This is a genomic window from uncultured Clostridium sp. (genome assembly GCF_937920395.1).
Lineage (GTDB): Bacteria > Bacillota > Clostridia > Clostridiales > Clostridiaceae > Clostridium_AD.
The window spans coordinates 20,766-36,586 of the sequence record NZ_CALEVF010000296.1; the positions used below are offsets into that span (position 1 = coordinate 20,766).

General features: G+C 36.2%; 9 protein-coding genes. All 9 read left to right on the plus strand.

The genetic code is table 11. The features are described from left to right. The first annotated feature begins 5 nt into the window (after positions 1-5). The 9 genes from Q0649_RS18585 to Q0649_RS18625 all read left to right on the plus strand — a co-directional run bounded on the left by Q0649_RS18585 (position 6) and on the right by Q0649_RS18625 (position 15,820). Positions 6-4,439 (plus strand): DUF5977 domain-containing protein, encoded by a 4,434-nt coding sequence (locus Q0649_RS18585; protein ID WP_298845497.1) that lies wholly within the window; start codon positions 6-8, stop codon positions 4,437-4,439. A 10-nt stretch (positions 4,440-4,449) separates the two neighbouring features. Continuing rightward, complete coding sequence (locus Q0649_RS18590) at positions 4,450-5,376, plus strand: hypothetical protein (protein WP_298845498.1); 927 nt, start codon at positions 4,450-4,452, stop codon at positions 5,374-5,376. 37 nt (positions 5,377-5,413) lie between these two features. After that, positions 5,414-6,052: a hypothetical protein gene (locus tag Q0649_RS18595; protein ID WP_298845500.1), complete on the plus strand. Its 639-nt coding sequence runs from the start codon at positions 5,414-5,416 to the stop codon at positions 6,050-6,052. 2 nt (positions 6,053-6,054) lie between these two features. After that, positions 6,055-7,422, plus strand: coding sequence for a hypothetical protein (locus Q0649_RS18600; protein WP_298845502.1), 1,368 nt, complete (start codon positions 6,055-6,057; stop codon positions 7,420-7,422). A gap of 2 nt (positions 7,423-7,424) precedes the next feature. Next, a complete protein-coding gene (locus tag Q0649_RS18605) occupies positions 7,425-7,685 on the plus strand; it encodes a hypothetical protein (RefSeq protein WP_298845504.1) in 261 nt (86 codons plus the stop codon). After that, on the plus strand, positions 7,624-14,010 hold the full coding sequence (locus Q0649_RS18610) for a hypothetical protein (RefSeq protein WP_298845506.1): 6,387 nt from the start codon (positions 7,624-7,626) through the stop codon (positions 14,008-14,010). Before Q0649_RS18605 ends, Q0649_RS18610 begins: the two co-directional genes overlap by 62 nt. A 20-nt stretch (positions 14,011-14,030) precedes the next feature. Next, the gene (locus Q0649_RS18615) at positions 14,031-14,708 is read left to right on the plus strand and encodes a head fiber protein (RefSeq protein ID WP_298845507.1); all 678 of its coding nucleotides are present in this window, start codon (positions 14,031-14,033) and stop codon (positions 14,706-14,708) included. Positions 14,709-14,780: 72 nt separating this feature from the next. Next, the gene (locus tag Q0649_RS18620; protein ID WP_298845509.1) at positions 14,781-15,029 is read left to right on the plus strand and encodes a hypothetical protein; all 249 of its coding nucleotides are present in this window, start codon (positions 14,781-14,783) and stop codon (positions 15,027-15,029) included. 20 nt (positions 15,030-15,049) lie between these two features. After that, the gene (locus Q0649_RS18625; protein WP_298845511.1) at positions 15,050-15,820 is read left to right on the plus strand and encodes a PKD domain-containing protein; all 771 of its coding nucleotides are present in this window, start codon (positions 15,050-15,052) and stop codon (positions 15,818-15,820) included. The last annotated feature ends 1 nt before the right edge of the window (position 15,821 follow it).

Below are 15,821 nucleotides of genomic sequence, written 5' to 3' on the forward strand. Positions count from 1 at the left end.
ATAGGATGGCAAAAATAATAGGCGAAGGAAAGAAGTTTAAGGGTGGAGGAATGGACACCGATAGTGCAGAAGACTTCGTAAGTCCTATCGATTACTTAGAGAGCTTTAATATACAAAATAATGGTAATGTAGAGCAGGAAGAAGGTATTATCACCAACATAGCCTCTACTGTTGAAGTATTGGGGTATTCATTGCCAGCCGGACTTAACAAGTGCATGGGTGCTGATAAGTTTGAAGATGTAAGGAAAGCTTACTATTTCAACTATAATTCATTTGGATATCACCAATTAGGAGAATATGATATTGATAGTAATATTAAAACACTACTATTTACTAATTTAACAGATAGTGGTGGAATAGATATCTTACCATTGACTCCAACTAACTATGTCCGCAGTATTAAGCTTGTTAACGGGACTTCCCTTTATTTTAGTGATGGGAACATAGAAATAGGTAATATTAGCATACCAAGGCTTAAAAGCGGTGGATATGGTGTTGTTACTGCTGATGATTTTAGATTGATTAAGGCGCAACCAATTAAAATACCAACTTCAGTATATAATGATGATAAAGGCCGGGTTGTTAATTTATTGAAGGAAAAGTTATTCCAATTCAGAAGTCAGTATATTTATTTGGATGATGAGCCAAGTACATATTCTTCATTTTCCAAAAGGCCAGTTCCAATTAAGGAGTCTACAACAGGAGTTGGGGAAGATGTGACCAAGAATAATAATTTAATAGTTACAATCCCATTGGGGACTAATAGGGTTAAGGAATATGATATTGTAGCTAGATATTCAAAGTACAATTGGTTTAATGTAAAGTCAGTTACAAGGGATTATGTGCTTGCTATTCCATTTACGTCTGTGGATATATCTCAGGAAAGATATGAGGCATATGATCCTACCACAAATACATATTCATTTATATTCTATAATGATGGATCATATGTAAATATAGATCCTGTAGAAACTGATTCAGAATATGACAGAGTACCTCAGAAGGCCGAAACATTAGAAATAATAAATGGTAACATAGTTGGGGTTGGTGGCATTACAGAAGGATATGCAAGACCTGTAGTAGATGTTAATATCACGGTGTCAAATTATGATCCTAACTTAGAAATTGGACATGTAGATCCTGATCCATTACGTATAATAGATGCCGGTTCTAATACTAAAAAGGCCTCACACGCAAGAGATATTACAGTAAAAGTAGGAGGTATTGCAAAAACAGGGGACACCCTTAGATTTATAACTGCTGATATCAGGGACTGGAATAATGCTTTAAGAGTTTACACCTATGTGGTTGAGCCGGCATATAATAATAACACTTTAGGTGCATTACGAAGAATGGCATCTGGGTATATGCCGGGGGTAGGAGTTATCGCTTTTAATGAACATGATTATTATGTAATTACATGGGTTGATTTTCAATATTATGACATTAAATCTGCTGTAGTAGAATTATCTAGTGTAGGAACTGGTCAGTTCAGTTCAATTCACGCTCTGAAGTTAAACTCAGCTTATCAGGCAGCACTTCAATATTACGATAGGTATGGCAGGACATTTCCATTAATAACTGGGAACAATTTTATTTTTAAGACTAATTCGTATGCTCAAAGCAGAGGATTAACGCCTAGATTCTCATGGACGATAAATAATCCAGCTCCAGTAGGTGCTGTTAGTTATCAATGGTTACTGTCAGAGAATACAACACACCAGAATACGCTATATATGGATTGCAAATACCTACGGGTAGATGGGAACTATTTAGTGGTGAGTTTAAATCCTTTGAAGATTTTCAACAAGAGAAACAGCTCGTCAATCTTAAATTATCAGTATAGTGCCGGAGATAGAGCTACCTTCAATTATTATGATAATGCTGGTACAAAAGTATGGTTTGATAATCCATACATAGATGTTCAGGTAGTTGGATTTGAGATCGTAACTGATACTTCAACTACCCCTGTAACTGAAAAATATGAATTAAAGATGAGACTTAATTCTTCTTTAGATTTAGCTGCTATTGATGGTAAAAATGTTTATATAGAAATTTACACTCCTAAAAAACGTGTTGTAGTTAGCGGAACAACCACAACATATTTAACAAATTTATTTTATGAAGTGGGGGAACAGTTTAATATTGTTAATGGGGTTCACGAGGTTACTACATCTAACATAACAGATGGTGATGTATATTTCAAGACACGTGATTTAGTGAGTGCTGTTGACGAAACTACTTACAATACATACTTAGCTGAGGATTTTAATTTTAGTGACTTATACGAGAGCAAATACACTTCATATGGAAGGGGATTTTTGTACAATGACAGAGACGGTATTAAAATAAGGAAAGCATCTATACGTTATTCCGGTCAATTTGTAATTGATTCAAGAGTAAATATGTTGAATAGGTTTTACTCAGATCGATTATTTGGAGAGGGTGATGGAGAAACGTCAAGTAATTATGGTTGGATACGAAAATTAAGACAACGCGGTAATTACATAGTTTGCATACAAGATGTAAATGTTTGTCATATCCCCGTATTCAGTACGATCGTTGAAGATCAGTCTTCACAAAATCAAGCCTTCTTATCAGATAAATTATTAAACAAGGTAAGATATGGTGTAGCTGGTAATTATGGCTGTGGAAATGCTTTTGAGTGTTACTGTGAGTCGCCCAATGGAACAATATACTTTGTAGATGCTAATAACTCAGTTCCTCTGAGGGAGGGATATGATGGTCTACGCGACATCTCTATGAAGATGAGTAAGTTCTTTAAAAAGACTATTCACAAGAATAAGGAGGATGGGAGAGACATTATAGCATATTGGGACAATTATACTCGTCAGGCTGTATTTTCAACTCAGGTGCTTGCAGATGGGGTCACTAAGGTAATAATTGATAGTGCATCATTTATATTGGATGATCCTTATGTTATATCTCAATCGGATGTCACTATCGTTACACCACCAGCGAAGGGGACTGTTGTATTAGTAGGAGGCAATTGGATATATACGCCAAATCATGATCAAACAGGGACAGATTCATTCTCATTCAGTTTTGTGGTTGATGGTAACACAATAACTAAAAATCAATGTGGTTTTATTACTCCGGGGGTTACTACCATTAATCCTTTCATATTCGTAGATCTGGTAGATCAAGAATTAAGTACTTTACTAGTTTCTAATATTGTACTTATTACCGGGAACAATATTGGTGTTCCAATTAGCATCACAGGAGGTGAATATCAAATCAATGGTGGTTCTTGGACTTCATTTGCTGGTACTGTGTTCAATGGTGATACAGTAACAGTAAGACAAACAAGCTCAGCTTCAAATTCAACAACTACACATGCTGTATTAACCGTTAGTTCGTATAGTGATAGTTTTGATGTGACAACCAAATCAGATATTGTGCCAGATCCATTTACATTTACTCCAGTTACTAATGCTACTCTAAGTACTTTGTATGCATCTAATACTATAACTGTATCAGGTATTGATGCACCGTCTCCTATTTCAATAGTTGATGGCTCATATCAAATCAACGGAGGTACTTGGGGAACTACATCTGGTGTAATCAGTAATGGAAATACTGTAGCTGTGAGAAGGATTTCATCTCCTTCAAATAACACATTAGTATCTACTACTTTGACTATTGGCGGAGTATCAGGTACGTTTAATATTACAACTGTAAATTCTGTTGGGAATCAATTGAGATCTCAAGAGTTTAGAAGAAACGATTGCCCTACTGGATCTACTGGTACTCTTGTCACTTATACGGTTAATCCTGATACATATTTTGCTGCTGACCAAGCTTCAGCAAATGCACTAGCAGATGCTGATATAGCAGCTAATGGCCAAGCTTATGCTAATGATCCAAGTAGAGGTTTCTGTATTGTAGATTCTGTAAGTAGTATTATCGTTGTAGACTTGCAAACTGATACAACTTTGGATGTCTGTGGGTATATTAATACTGTTGGCATATCTCAATCTAATAATATAGCAGCTAGGAATGGTCTTAACTTTTATGAGTTAACAGATCCTGCATCTCAAGCATTCATACTAGCTTCAGATAACATGACTGCTGCTACAACTCGCAGATTTGAGTTCAATGTTGGAAAGTTAATAGGGATGTATCCAGATGCAACTGCAATCCCTAAATTTAAGTTTGAGATCAGAGGAAGGAAGTTTTCAGCAGGGTTGGTATCGGCATATTATACGCTTAAATTCCCTAATCAGAAGATGATAATGCAAGGATCACCGGGGTCATATGTACCTTCAATTGATCCTCCGGGTGGCCCTGCTTTAGTGCATTTTTCAAGTAATGTTGTTGGAGGTGGAGACGGGTCTATCGGTATAGGAATAGGATCAGTAATTGTTATTGTTACTTATGATAGAGCGACTAATGCTGTTTCACTAACTACATTTTAAATTATAGAATATGAGTTTTAATACACTACAAAATACACCAATCATATTGGATCTAGCTCAACAGGCTAGGTCTAATGGATGGAGTATTGTATCAGGGGTTGCCATACATGAATCGTGTAATGCTGGTTATATTGAATTACGACCTAATGTCTTGGCCGTAGAAACAGGCAAGAGTTATACTGTGAGTTATCAAGTCGCGAATAGGACTAGTGGTATGATTAAGTTATCAATTGGAAATACTTTAGGTAATGTTGAAACTACCAATGGCAATAAGACGGAAACGTTAGTTGCTACAGGTTTAAATCCAAAGATAAGATTCTACTCAGATGGGAATTTAAATCTTAAAACATTTGATGTAAGGACTAATACAGAAGCTACAACAACAAATCAGACCAATACGATTGTATTTAGTGAAATTACGAACAAATACACTACGTTCTTATCTTTTACATCTGATTATGGATTTAGCTTGTTTAAAGATTTATTCACATTTAAATCGGGTAGATTATATAAACACAATCAGGATAGTTCAACTAGGGACATGGTTTATGGTGTTCAATATGATTCTATATTTAAATTTATCGCAAATGCTAATGTAGGTCAGGTAAAGACGTTTGAGAGTTTATCTTATGAATCTAATAATCTACTGATTACTACAACAGATGGGATTGTTACTTCTTTAGGTCAAATATCTGAATTAATTGCTGATGACTTTCTTCGTGAGACATTGATTGATGGAGCTACAGAGATCAGGATTTATGATATCGAGGGTATTTTTGCAACATCATTTATGAGAGATAAAAATGATGATATCGTGAATGGGAATCCATTAAAGGGGACTTATATTACAGTTGAATTAATTACTACAAATAATAAAATATTGAAACTTAGGAATGTGATGGTAAATAGTGTTCCAAGTCCAATAGGGGTGAGATAAAATAAAAGAGATATATTTGTTTATTAAATTAAATATTATGGCATTTGGATTAGCATTAGCCGGATTAGGCGCACTTGGGAAGCTGGGTACTGGAATATTCCAAGGGATTAAAGCAAATAGCTTAGATAAGGCTAGTATTAGGCCTCAGCAAGTTGTTCAGAACGAATATTATCAAAACGTAAATGATGCTGATCAGATGGCGCGTAGAGGCCTTCCACAAGAGCAATATAACTTGGCTCAACAAAACCTTCAGCGTAATCAGGCATCTAGTTTAAACGCATTATCAAGAAGTTCTAATCCGGGTGCTGGATTAGCTGGTATGCTGAGGGCAAGTAATGATGCATCTTTAGGATTAGATGTACAGAATGCTCAGGCAAGGCAACAAGGGATCAAATATCTTGCACAACAAAGAGGTGCGTTAGCCCAACAAAAAAATAATGCTTTTGATTGGAATAACAAGTCTAAGTATTTGGCTGAACAAGCGCGTATACAAGCTTTACGTGGAGCCGGGGCACAGAATATGACAGGGGCATTTGGAGATGTTGCACAAGCTGGAATGTTAAGTCAAATGGGAGGTGGTAGTTCGACTGGTGGTGCAAATATGTTATCTCAATTGGGAAACACTCCTTCGGTAGCTGGTAATTATAGTGGATCAATGGGACTTCAAAGATATTAATCATGGCAATAGATACTACGGAGGCAAATTTATACGGTACGGGGAAAGGTGAGGCATTTGTATGGGGTCAAAATAGGGCACTTGGGATGCTTCAACAACAATACCAACAGGATCAATTACGTAGGCAGAAAGAAGATGCTGAGATAGCTGATCAGGTAGGTAAGATTAATTATGATGCAGCTCGTCAAGAGGATTTACCTGAACTGATGAAACGTTATTCAGACATTAAGAATACATTTTCTAAATATAGAGGCACTCAGGATGCAATGGATAGAATTAGACTTCAGGCTGATATGAATCAAAAGAAAGCTGATTTTAGTCGAGCTGTAAATTTATCCAAACAAGCCGGCCAACAATTAGGTGAACTGGGTAAATTAAGGTTAAGTAAGCCTGATGAGATATCTGATAATTTTGGCACAAATTATAAAAATTTGGCTGGTCTATCTGTTTTTGATCCACGTTTTAAAGAGTTGGCTGATCAAACTTCAAATACTGCTTTGGCTCCTAAGTTAGATGAAATAGGTATTGCTAAGAAGATTGCAGATGCTTCAGTAAATGTTCTGCCTCAAGGTCAGGTCAAGGTTCAAAATTTACCTGATGGTGGCAAGTCATATTATACGGAGAAAGGTAAAGAACTTAGTTTAGATGCTATCAAACAAAATGCTATAGCAGAAGCTCAGAGTAATAGACCACTTCAGAGATATTTAGCTAAGACATTTCCGGGTAAAACTATGGCCGAATCCATAGATCAATATTCTCAAGGGATATATGATGGGATGAAAGGTAAATACAATCAGAGAGAACGTGTTGGGGCTTCTGTTATTAAACCTGATAATTGGAAAGAAAAAGCAAACTATCAAGATGCATTAATCAGAGCTAGAAAAGAAGATGGTGTTACTGGATCTAATAAAAATCAGAATACATTTTGGCAAGAAGTGACTAACAGGGTTATTGATAATGAGCCGGGATCTGGGGAATTTATTACGGATGCAATTAAAGCAAACGTAGCAAAGAATAATCAAAGTTTAAGTGGTAGGATAAAGGTAGAAGACGATAGAAACAAAGGAGTTAGGGTTATAACAATACCAGCGATCACTAGACAAAGGGTAAAAGTAATTCCCGGTAAGGAAACGCAGACTTCAGTAGAGAATGTTAAGCCAGAGCAAAAGTTTATTATTGATCCAAATGATCGTGCTGGATCAGCTAGAAAGATTACAGACATGATAAACATATACACAGCAGAGAAAGAGCCTTACAGGAAGCAATTCACGGAATCAGGTAAAGGTAAAGTATCAACTGGTAAGGGAGCTGAAGGGCTAAGAGGAACCCCGCCACAATCAACAGGAAAAAGAATTATTAAAGGATTTTAATTATGCCAGATAACGACAAAGTAAAACTACTGTATGATGCAGTTTCTCAGAACTATGATGTAGGTAGTTATGATGACTTTAATAAAAAACTTCAAGATCCAACTAAAAGGAAAGCTTTTTATGATGGGGTAGGGAAGGAATATAACCTTGGAGATTACTCTACTTTTGAAACAAAGGTTGGAGGAAAAAAAAAATCTAGAAGTGCCAACTGGTGGATCAGCTTCAAAAAATGGGTATCAGAATTTCCAGTATACCAAACCTAATTCTTTATTAAAGCAAGATACATCTTCATTTGATTTTAGTAAGTCTGAAAAACCTAAATCAAGTGGAGATGATGGATTTAGACAGGCTTCTATTGCTCCTGTCAAGCAACAACCTCAACAGATAGATATCAACGATCAAGTTGACTATGGTAATCGTACTGCAAAGAAACAAGCCGAAATAGAGGCCGGTGCAAGCTACAAGAACTTAATTCCACATATGCTTCAAGAAATACCTAAAAGTGTCTACAAAACACTAGGGGATGCATTGAAGACAGATATAAACAAACTAACTACAAGTGGCAAGTCAAAAGATGAGATTCCAGATACTAAAAGCAGTTTGGCCAAACAGTATTTGACTAAAGTTTTCGGGCTTGATAAGGATGTAAATGCTTCAGATGTTTTAGAAACTATAAATCCAACAACTGCATTTAATCATCTTGTCGAAAAGGTTACTCAATCTTCCATTCCTAAAGAATCAAAAGAACATGCTATAAAAGAGCTTGGTAAAGCTTCTCAATGGTTGGAGGGTAGAACTCAAATGATGAATGAGTATCAAAAGAACAATCCTGTACCTGATAATTTAGTAACTTCAACAGCTAAGGGAATAGCCGGTATGTTGCCAGATTTGACATTAGCTGGACTAGGTGGTGCTGGTAAAGAGGCTACAGTTGGAAAGTATGTTTCTGAATTGACTCAAAAGGCTCCTCAAGTTATCGCTAAGTACGCTCCTAAAGCTGCTGAGTTATTAGAAAGATCTCTTACTGCTCCATTCACTAAGGTCATGGCAGCTAAGGGTGCTGTAGAGGGTGGTGCTGAGAATAAAGAGAATCCAACATTAGGTTTTGTAGAAGGAGGATTAAAAGGGGCTGGTGAAGGAGTTTACATGCACATACTTGGGGAAGGAGCTAGTAAAGCTGCTCCTTACATTTCTTCTTTGATTGGTAAATCTGGTGCAACGAGTGAAATATCTACAGCCATAGCGAATCCTTTATCCAATGCGGGAGTGTTTATGGCCGGGAAGACAGCGCGAACTTTAGCTACTGAAGGAAGATTGCCTACACAAGAAGAATTAGCTCATGAAGGAGCTATGGGGCTTGGATTCAGCTTACTTCATGCGGGGAGCTTATATCGAAACCATGCAGAGGCTAATAAGTTCTATGACTCAATTTTGAAGACTGATCCTAAAGTATCATTAGGCCGGGTTCTGAATGATAACATAGAAAATGTAAAAGAGAATTACAATCCTGATATTGATGTTAAAAAATTAGAAGAAGCAAGAGATGAGATTAAAGATGCTATCATCAAGAATCCTGACATGGAGAATAAAAAGGAGTTGGGGTTTGAAGCAATTAAAATTCAGAATCAGTTAGATGCTAAGAATGCTATTGATGGTATTGTATCTAGTAAAGATGGTATTGTCGATATGATCAATAAGCTTCCTGAACTAAGTGATGCTCAAAAGTCAGAGTATATCAAAAAGGTCGATGAGATACATCGAGAATTTGATCCGGTAGAGAAAACAAAAACTGAATTAGCAGATTATATTACACAGTCTGATGATATAGTCAAACAACATACTGATTATGCTAAACAAGCAACAGATCCAATTGCAAAGGTAGAATCAGAGATTTTAGCTAAAAAAACTCAAGAAGTAAGCGATAAGGCTAAAAAAGAACTCTCAAGGATCATTGAAGGGCAAATGATTCCAGAGGAAGTTAAACCAGAAAAACAAACAGAAAATGAAAAAACAACCAAAATTGGGGAGCGGGGAACGCTTCAAGGCAGTGGAAGCATCGGCGAAGAAATCAGGGGCGAAGAACCCAGAAGCAGTAGCAGCAGCGGGAATGAAGAAGTACGGAAAGGCGAAAATGGAGAAAATGGCGCAAGCGGGGAAAAAGCGAGTAGCCAAAGCGAAGAAGTAACTCCTAAACAAACAATACAAGAAGGTATTGGAGAAAAAGGGTTGCACACATACAACGGAGAGAAAGGAGAGTTAAAACTCGATGGTCAAACCGTTGTATTTGAAACAAAAAACAAAATATATGAATTAGGGAATAAAGATGAAATTTCAAACAAGGATATATCAGAATTAGGAGTTGAAAGAGACATCCCTTTTAAAATTAAAGTAAATACCGATAATAGTATTGAAATTGATGGTAAAAAATACTTTAATCCTAAGGCTGAAAAATCCATAAATTATGATGAAAATGGGGATGTAAAAAGTATTTCAGTTGAAGCTGAAAGTGGTCAAAAAAGGACTATTAGAGGTAATAAAGCCGAAGAAATAGCATATCAATATAAATTAAAACAATTAGAAGAAAATGGGACAGAAGAACAAATTGACAGAGCCATTAAACAAACAGAAAAAGTTATCCGAACTGAAGGAGAAGTTAAACCAACTGAATCCAAAGAAAAGATTAGAAATATTGAAAAATCTAAAATAGAATCAAATGAAAAAAATGACAATGAAGGAATGGGAGAAAAGCCCCATGGACAAGAAACAGGACAAAAAGGACAAGTTGAAGGAGGGATCGAAAAAGGAACAGGCAATCGACAAGAAGGATCTGGCAAAGTACAACAAGAAGGTAGCACCAAAGAAAAAGTAAAGGAGGAAGAAAATGCCATACAAAAGCAAATCACAGGAGAAGTTCTTCAACGTGAATCGGAAGAAGCTGGAAAGTCAGGGAGTGAACGTGAACGAGTGGAATCAGGAGAGCAAGGGAAAGAAACTGCCAAACAAAATAAAACCGAAGAAAAAGAATTAGCTGAGGATAGTTTAGAGAAGTTGTCTTCATATATCCCTAACGGTGGAGAGATTAAAAAGTACTTGAGTGGTGATACTATTGAGAAGTATGAAGGGTCAGCTCCTACAAATGAACAAGAGTATGTGAAACAGGAGTTGATGCCAGCATTACAACATGGTGTTAAGATAATCAATGCTGCCAAGGAAAAATATGGGGATGACTTTGTTGGGAAAACATTAGACTTTATCGAATCGAATAAAGGTGATATTGAAAGTAAAGCCTTAATGTATGTGAGTTTGGAGAATGAACTAGCAAAGCAAAAAATAGAAGATCCAAGCAGAGATTTAGAGATTTCTAAGTTACAGGACTTGGTGCGTTCAAAGTCTCAGGCTTATTTACGCAAGAATGCTATTGAGATTAATATGGGAAGGCTTCGTAAAATTGCTGAGGCTGGTTATGATGTTAATAAGGTTACATCTAACTTCTTCTCTTCAGAGCAATCAAGGAGTAAAAAAACAATTGAAAAATCTATTCAAGCAGATGGAGAGACAATCAATAAAGAAGCTGATTTTTTTAACAAACAATCTGGTGAATTTATCTCTGATGATTTGGAATCGGTTATTTCAAAAGGTGTAGATAAGCAGGTTAATGAAATTTATAAAAAATTACCTACGGCTAGAAGAGAAAGAGCAGATAAGGCTATAGCAGCTTTAGACAGGATTCAAAAGAAACTTAGAAGTCGTACTTATGATGCGAGTATAGGTGTTCCGGTAGCTATCATTGATGCTGGTATAACGACCATTAAGGCTGCTATTAAAGCCGGAGTAAACATTGCTGATGCAATTGAGCTAGGGATTGCCAAGATCAAAGAAAAGCATGGTAAATGGGCTAAGGAAGAGCAGTTCAGGAAAGATATGCTAGATGGATTCAAGGAGGAACAAATTGATACCAAAGAAGGATCTAAAGTTAAGATGAGAACTCCTGCTGAAAAATTAGCTGATGCTAAAGAAAGGATAAAATCTCGTATTGATGATATTAGGCAACAGATAATAGATAAAAAGAGGGAGACTGAATCTTTAGGTAAGAAAGTACGCCCAGATGTTGAATTGACTCGTTTACAAGCCGAAGAGAAAGCTATCTCAGAATTGAGAGACAAATACCTCCCTAAAGACACAAATCTATTTACGGATGAGAAGAAGCAGGAAACAGTTGCTAAGAAATTAATGGCTGATATTGAGTCAATCAATGACCAAATAAATAAGGGGGAAAAGAATGACCGGGAGCAAAAGAAAGATCCATATGAGAATGAGAAGATCAATAAATTAAGAGCTGAGAAGAAAGCTAGATTAGACTTATTGGAGCAAATAGATCCTACTCCTAAAGATTTTATTGAAAGTGCTTTAATCGATAAAGGTTTTGGTAGAGAGATCAAAATTAATGGTGAAGTAAGAGAGGTATTGGATTGGCGCAAATTAGCTGGGGAAGAAGGTAGTGTGGATAGGATTCAACGAAATGTAGAAGAGTCTTTAAAAAGTAAAGGATTTAGTGAAGGGGAGATATTAAGGATGCAAAATTCATTCGTGGAAGAATACAATAATCTTCGTGCCTCTGTTATTGAAAAATCATTGAAAGAAGTTGAATCTAGGAATACACCTAAAGAGGCCATTGATCTAAAGACAAGTGCTAAAAGGTTAGCTGAACTATATAATTATGGATTGTTTGAGAAAGAAAGTGACACTTACGACTATTTGATGAATAAATCTTTGGGAATGAGTGTAACTGGTCAGAAAACATTCTTTGAAGCTAAAGAGTTGGCTAAGGCACTCTCAGATTTATATAATCAAAAGCCACAAGGAGAAACTTTGAGTGAAATGGCTATCCAGCCGGCTGTGAATAATATCAATCATAAGATCACTCAATTGTTGAATAGGATTGCTTGGACTGAATCTAATTGGAAGTTTAAAGCTGCTACTGTGGCTAAAGAGTACATGGGGCTATCTCAACGTGCTTTATTAGCTTCGATGAAACAATTGGAAGAGAACGTTTTTAGTGGATATGTGGAACGCGCTTTTAATAAGCTTACTTATATGAAGGAAGGTTCGGATACGAAGGCCTTACAACAACAAAGAGCAGAAGCAGCTAGGAATATCATCAAAGATGTTACTTTAAATGCTGGTATGGATTATGGTAATGTGAATAGTCCTTTCTTGAGTAGAAGTATGACTGAAGATTTGATTAATGGAAAGTCTAAGAGTAAGGCTTATCATGCTGCATTTACTTATATGATGGGGCGTGTATATTTAGAGGGGGCAGATAGTATGCATAAAACTGTTCTTACTGAGAAGTTATTCGTAAGACAACTTATTAAGGTGCTAACAGATCCAAACAATCCTAGCCATTTTAAGGACAAGCAAGAGGCTATTAACTATGTGTCTGATAAACTAACAGGTCAGAGTTTTGAAGATGCTCTTACGTCAGCTAAAGAGGTCATTTCAAATGTTAATAAGAAAGCAGGGAAGACTGTATTGCCTGATAATAAAGAATCCGTTTATAGGTTAGCTCAAGGAATAGTTAAAGATGCTTTAGTGAAAGGCGAACGACTGACAACTAAAGAGGTTGAAGCTTCTTTTAATTCAGCCTATAAGGTTGCTGGATATGGCATGGGGCACGAAGCGAATAACCCTATATCAAGAGGCGTAGGAATGCTTAATTCACATGTAGAAGGAATGCTTAAGGAAGCCATTAAAGAGAAGAAATGGGATAGTGCTGCAAGGTTAACATTTGAGTCTATTATTACGAAGAATATTTTGAATCCATTTGTTGGAGGTGGAACGAATTGGGTTACGCTTACTCTTCAAAAAGCGGGAGTAGATTGGTATAGTGTATTTGCAGACAGGAACAATAAGCGCGACAATCCTATTGATGTGACTTCTGCCGAAGGGATTAAAAATTTAGAGAAGGCATTGACTTATGATGCTAAAGCTAAGAGCACACAAGGCCGTGTATTTATTGGGGCAGCAGCTGGGCTACTTACTTATGCTGCGTTGAAAGCATCTGGTCAAGAAGATAATATAAATAGCTGGTTAAAGAAAAACGAATGGGCTAAGAAATATTTTAATGTGATAAGTCCTCAAGCTCTTGTATTTTTGTTGTCAATGAAAGATAAGGAAATGGGTAAGTATTTCACCGGGTTACTGAATATCAAAACAGATAACTTTAGTGAAGGGAAGAAACTTACAGAAGGATCTTCATCATTGATAGAAGGATTGTCTGAGAATGATCAAGCTAAGAAAAATAAAGGTCTTGGAAAATTAGGGGATGTAATAGGGGGCAAGATGTCTTTACCTATATTGCCATATAAATTTACTAGAGATGTACAGAATATATATCGAGGTATTACAGGTCAAACACAAATTAAATCTGATTATAAAACTAGTGGATTCGCTAATGGGTTTTATAAGAATGGATTTGTAGATTTCTTAGGGTTACGTCCGGGAGCTTCGGTAGTCGCTCCGCCAACACAAAAAGAGATAGACAAGGCTATAGCAGATGCAATGAAAGAATTAAATAAAAAAAGATAAACCCTTTAAAAGAAATCAAAATGGCACTAATTAAAGTAAATTCATGGAGCGTATTATCTGCTCAAGGAGGTTTTCATTCATCTCCAAAAGATATATCGATTAATACCAATGAGATTATTGGGATAGAGACTCGGACGACTCCGTATCAGACTACTGGTGTCACTAATATTCTGTACAATTATCAGGACAACAATATGTCATCAACTATACTGGTAATTGTAACGGATAGTTTAGCGAGTCTTACAACTGCCGTAGGCACATCATTAATGGCTGTTACATCTTGGGATGATATTATTAATCAAAATGTTTTTGCAACAGCTACCTCAATTTTGTTGAATCCTAAATTTGTTAATGCAGTTAGAACGTTGACAAATCCTTTCAACACAACTGGGATAACTGACATTGTTTATAGCCTTAAAAATAATAATGACACCAAAAGGTACAGTTTAAGGGTTACTGAAACACTTGATGCAGTCGTTACTGCTGGTGCAGGAAGTGGTGGGGCTACAGTAACTTGGACTACTCTAACCGGTAAGCCAGCTACTTTCCCACCCCCAAATGCGACAACTTCAGTAAGAGGTGGTATTTTGCAAACTCCTGCACAAGTCAATTCAGTAGCTACGGATGTTGCTGGGTTAGTCACGGATTTCAATGCTCTTTTAACGAAACTAAGAACATCCGGGGTCATTACTCCTTAATCATTAGAAAGGCAGTCTTAACAGATTGCCTTTTTTTATTTGCAATACTTATCTTTGATTAAAAAAAAAGATATGTCACTATTCCCAAAGTATAATTTTAACGATCCGAATTTAGACTATTCGGCAGTTGAGACAACTGTAAAACAAATGTATGCCTCTATAAGATTTAATGGTGGTAGATGCTGTATCACAACTATTATTAGAGATGCATTAAGTGATGCAGATACATTTTTACAATGTATTGTTATAGATACATTTGATATCGTCAGGTATCAGGCAAGTGTTCAAAGTGCTTACGAAATTTTATATATTCTTACATAATGGCTTTTCCTCAGAATGTCTTGGACGACATGGTACGCGGAAAGCTGTACTTATCGAGCCTAAATGTTGATTTTATTTCAGAGTTGAGAAATGGATGTCAAATTACTGGGAGTACGGATATAATAGATCTAAAGCAAATATTAAGAGCATTAGACTTTAAAGTACAATTAAATGAATATGATAATGTGGCAATTGGACTTCATAAATGTTTAGTTGTAATTATAGGTAATTATGTGCCACAAATAGCACCAAAGGTAAATGCCGGAGTAGATAAGATAATTCAATTCCCAGCATCAACTACTTTTACTGCGGTTATTACTCCGGGAAGTGCATCTATTGTCTCTATTTTATGGACTCAGGTATTGGGAGGAAATACGGCTACATTGACTAACTCAAATACAGCCACTATAACGGTGTCAAATACAATTGTTAGTGATTATATGTTCAGAGTTGAAGTAACTGATTCTAACGGCTTAAAAGGCTTTGATACGGTTATACTATCGGTTGTAGCTTTGATTGGTTCTTCTGATGTGAGAACTTCAGCATTGTATAATACGGTTACTAATAGAGTGACAATAAATTCTGTTATTATACCTGAGTTAATTGGATGTGACCTCACCTATTTTGAAGCTCATAGAGGTGTTGGAACAGGATTAAAAGGATTACTGTCATCACCAACTGAAAATTCTGTACAGGTGAATACCACAACAGGTCAAGTAACATTCTTCCAAGACTTCACAAGCTTCCAAGAGGACTTATGGTTTGATTATAAAATGAATATTAATATATAAT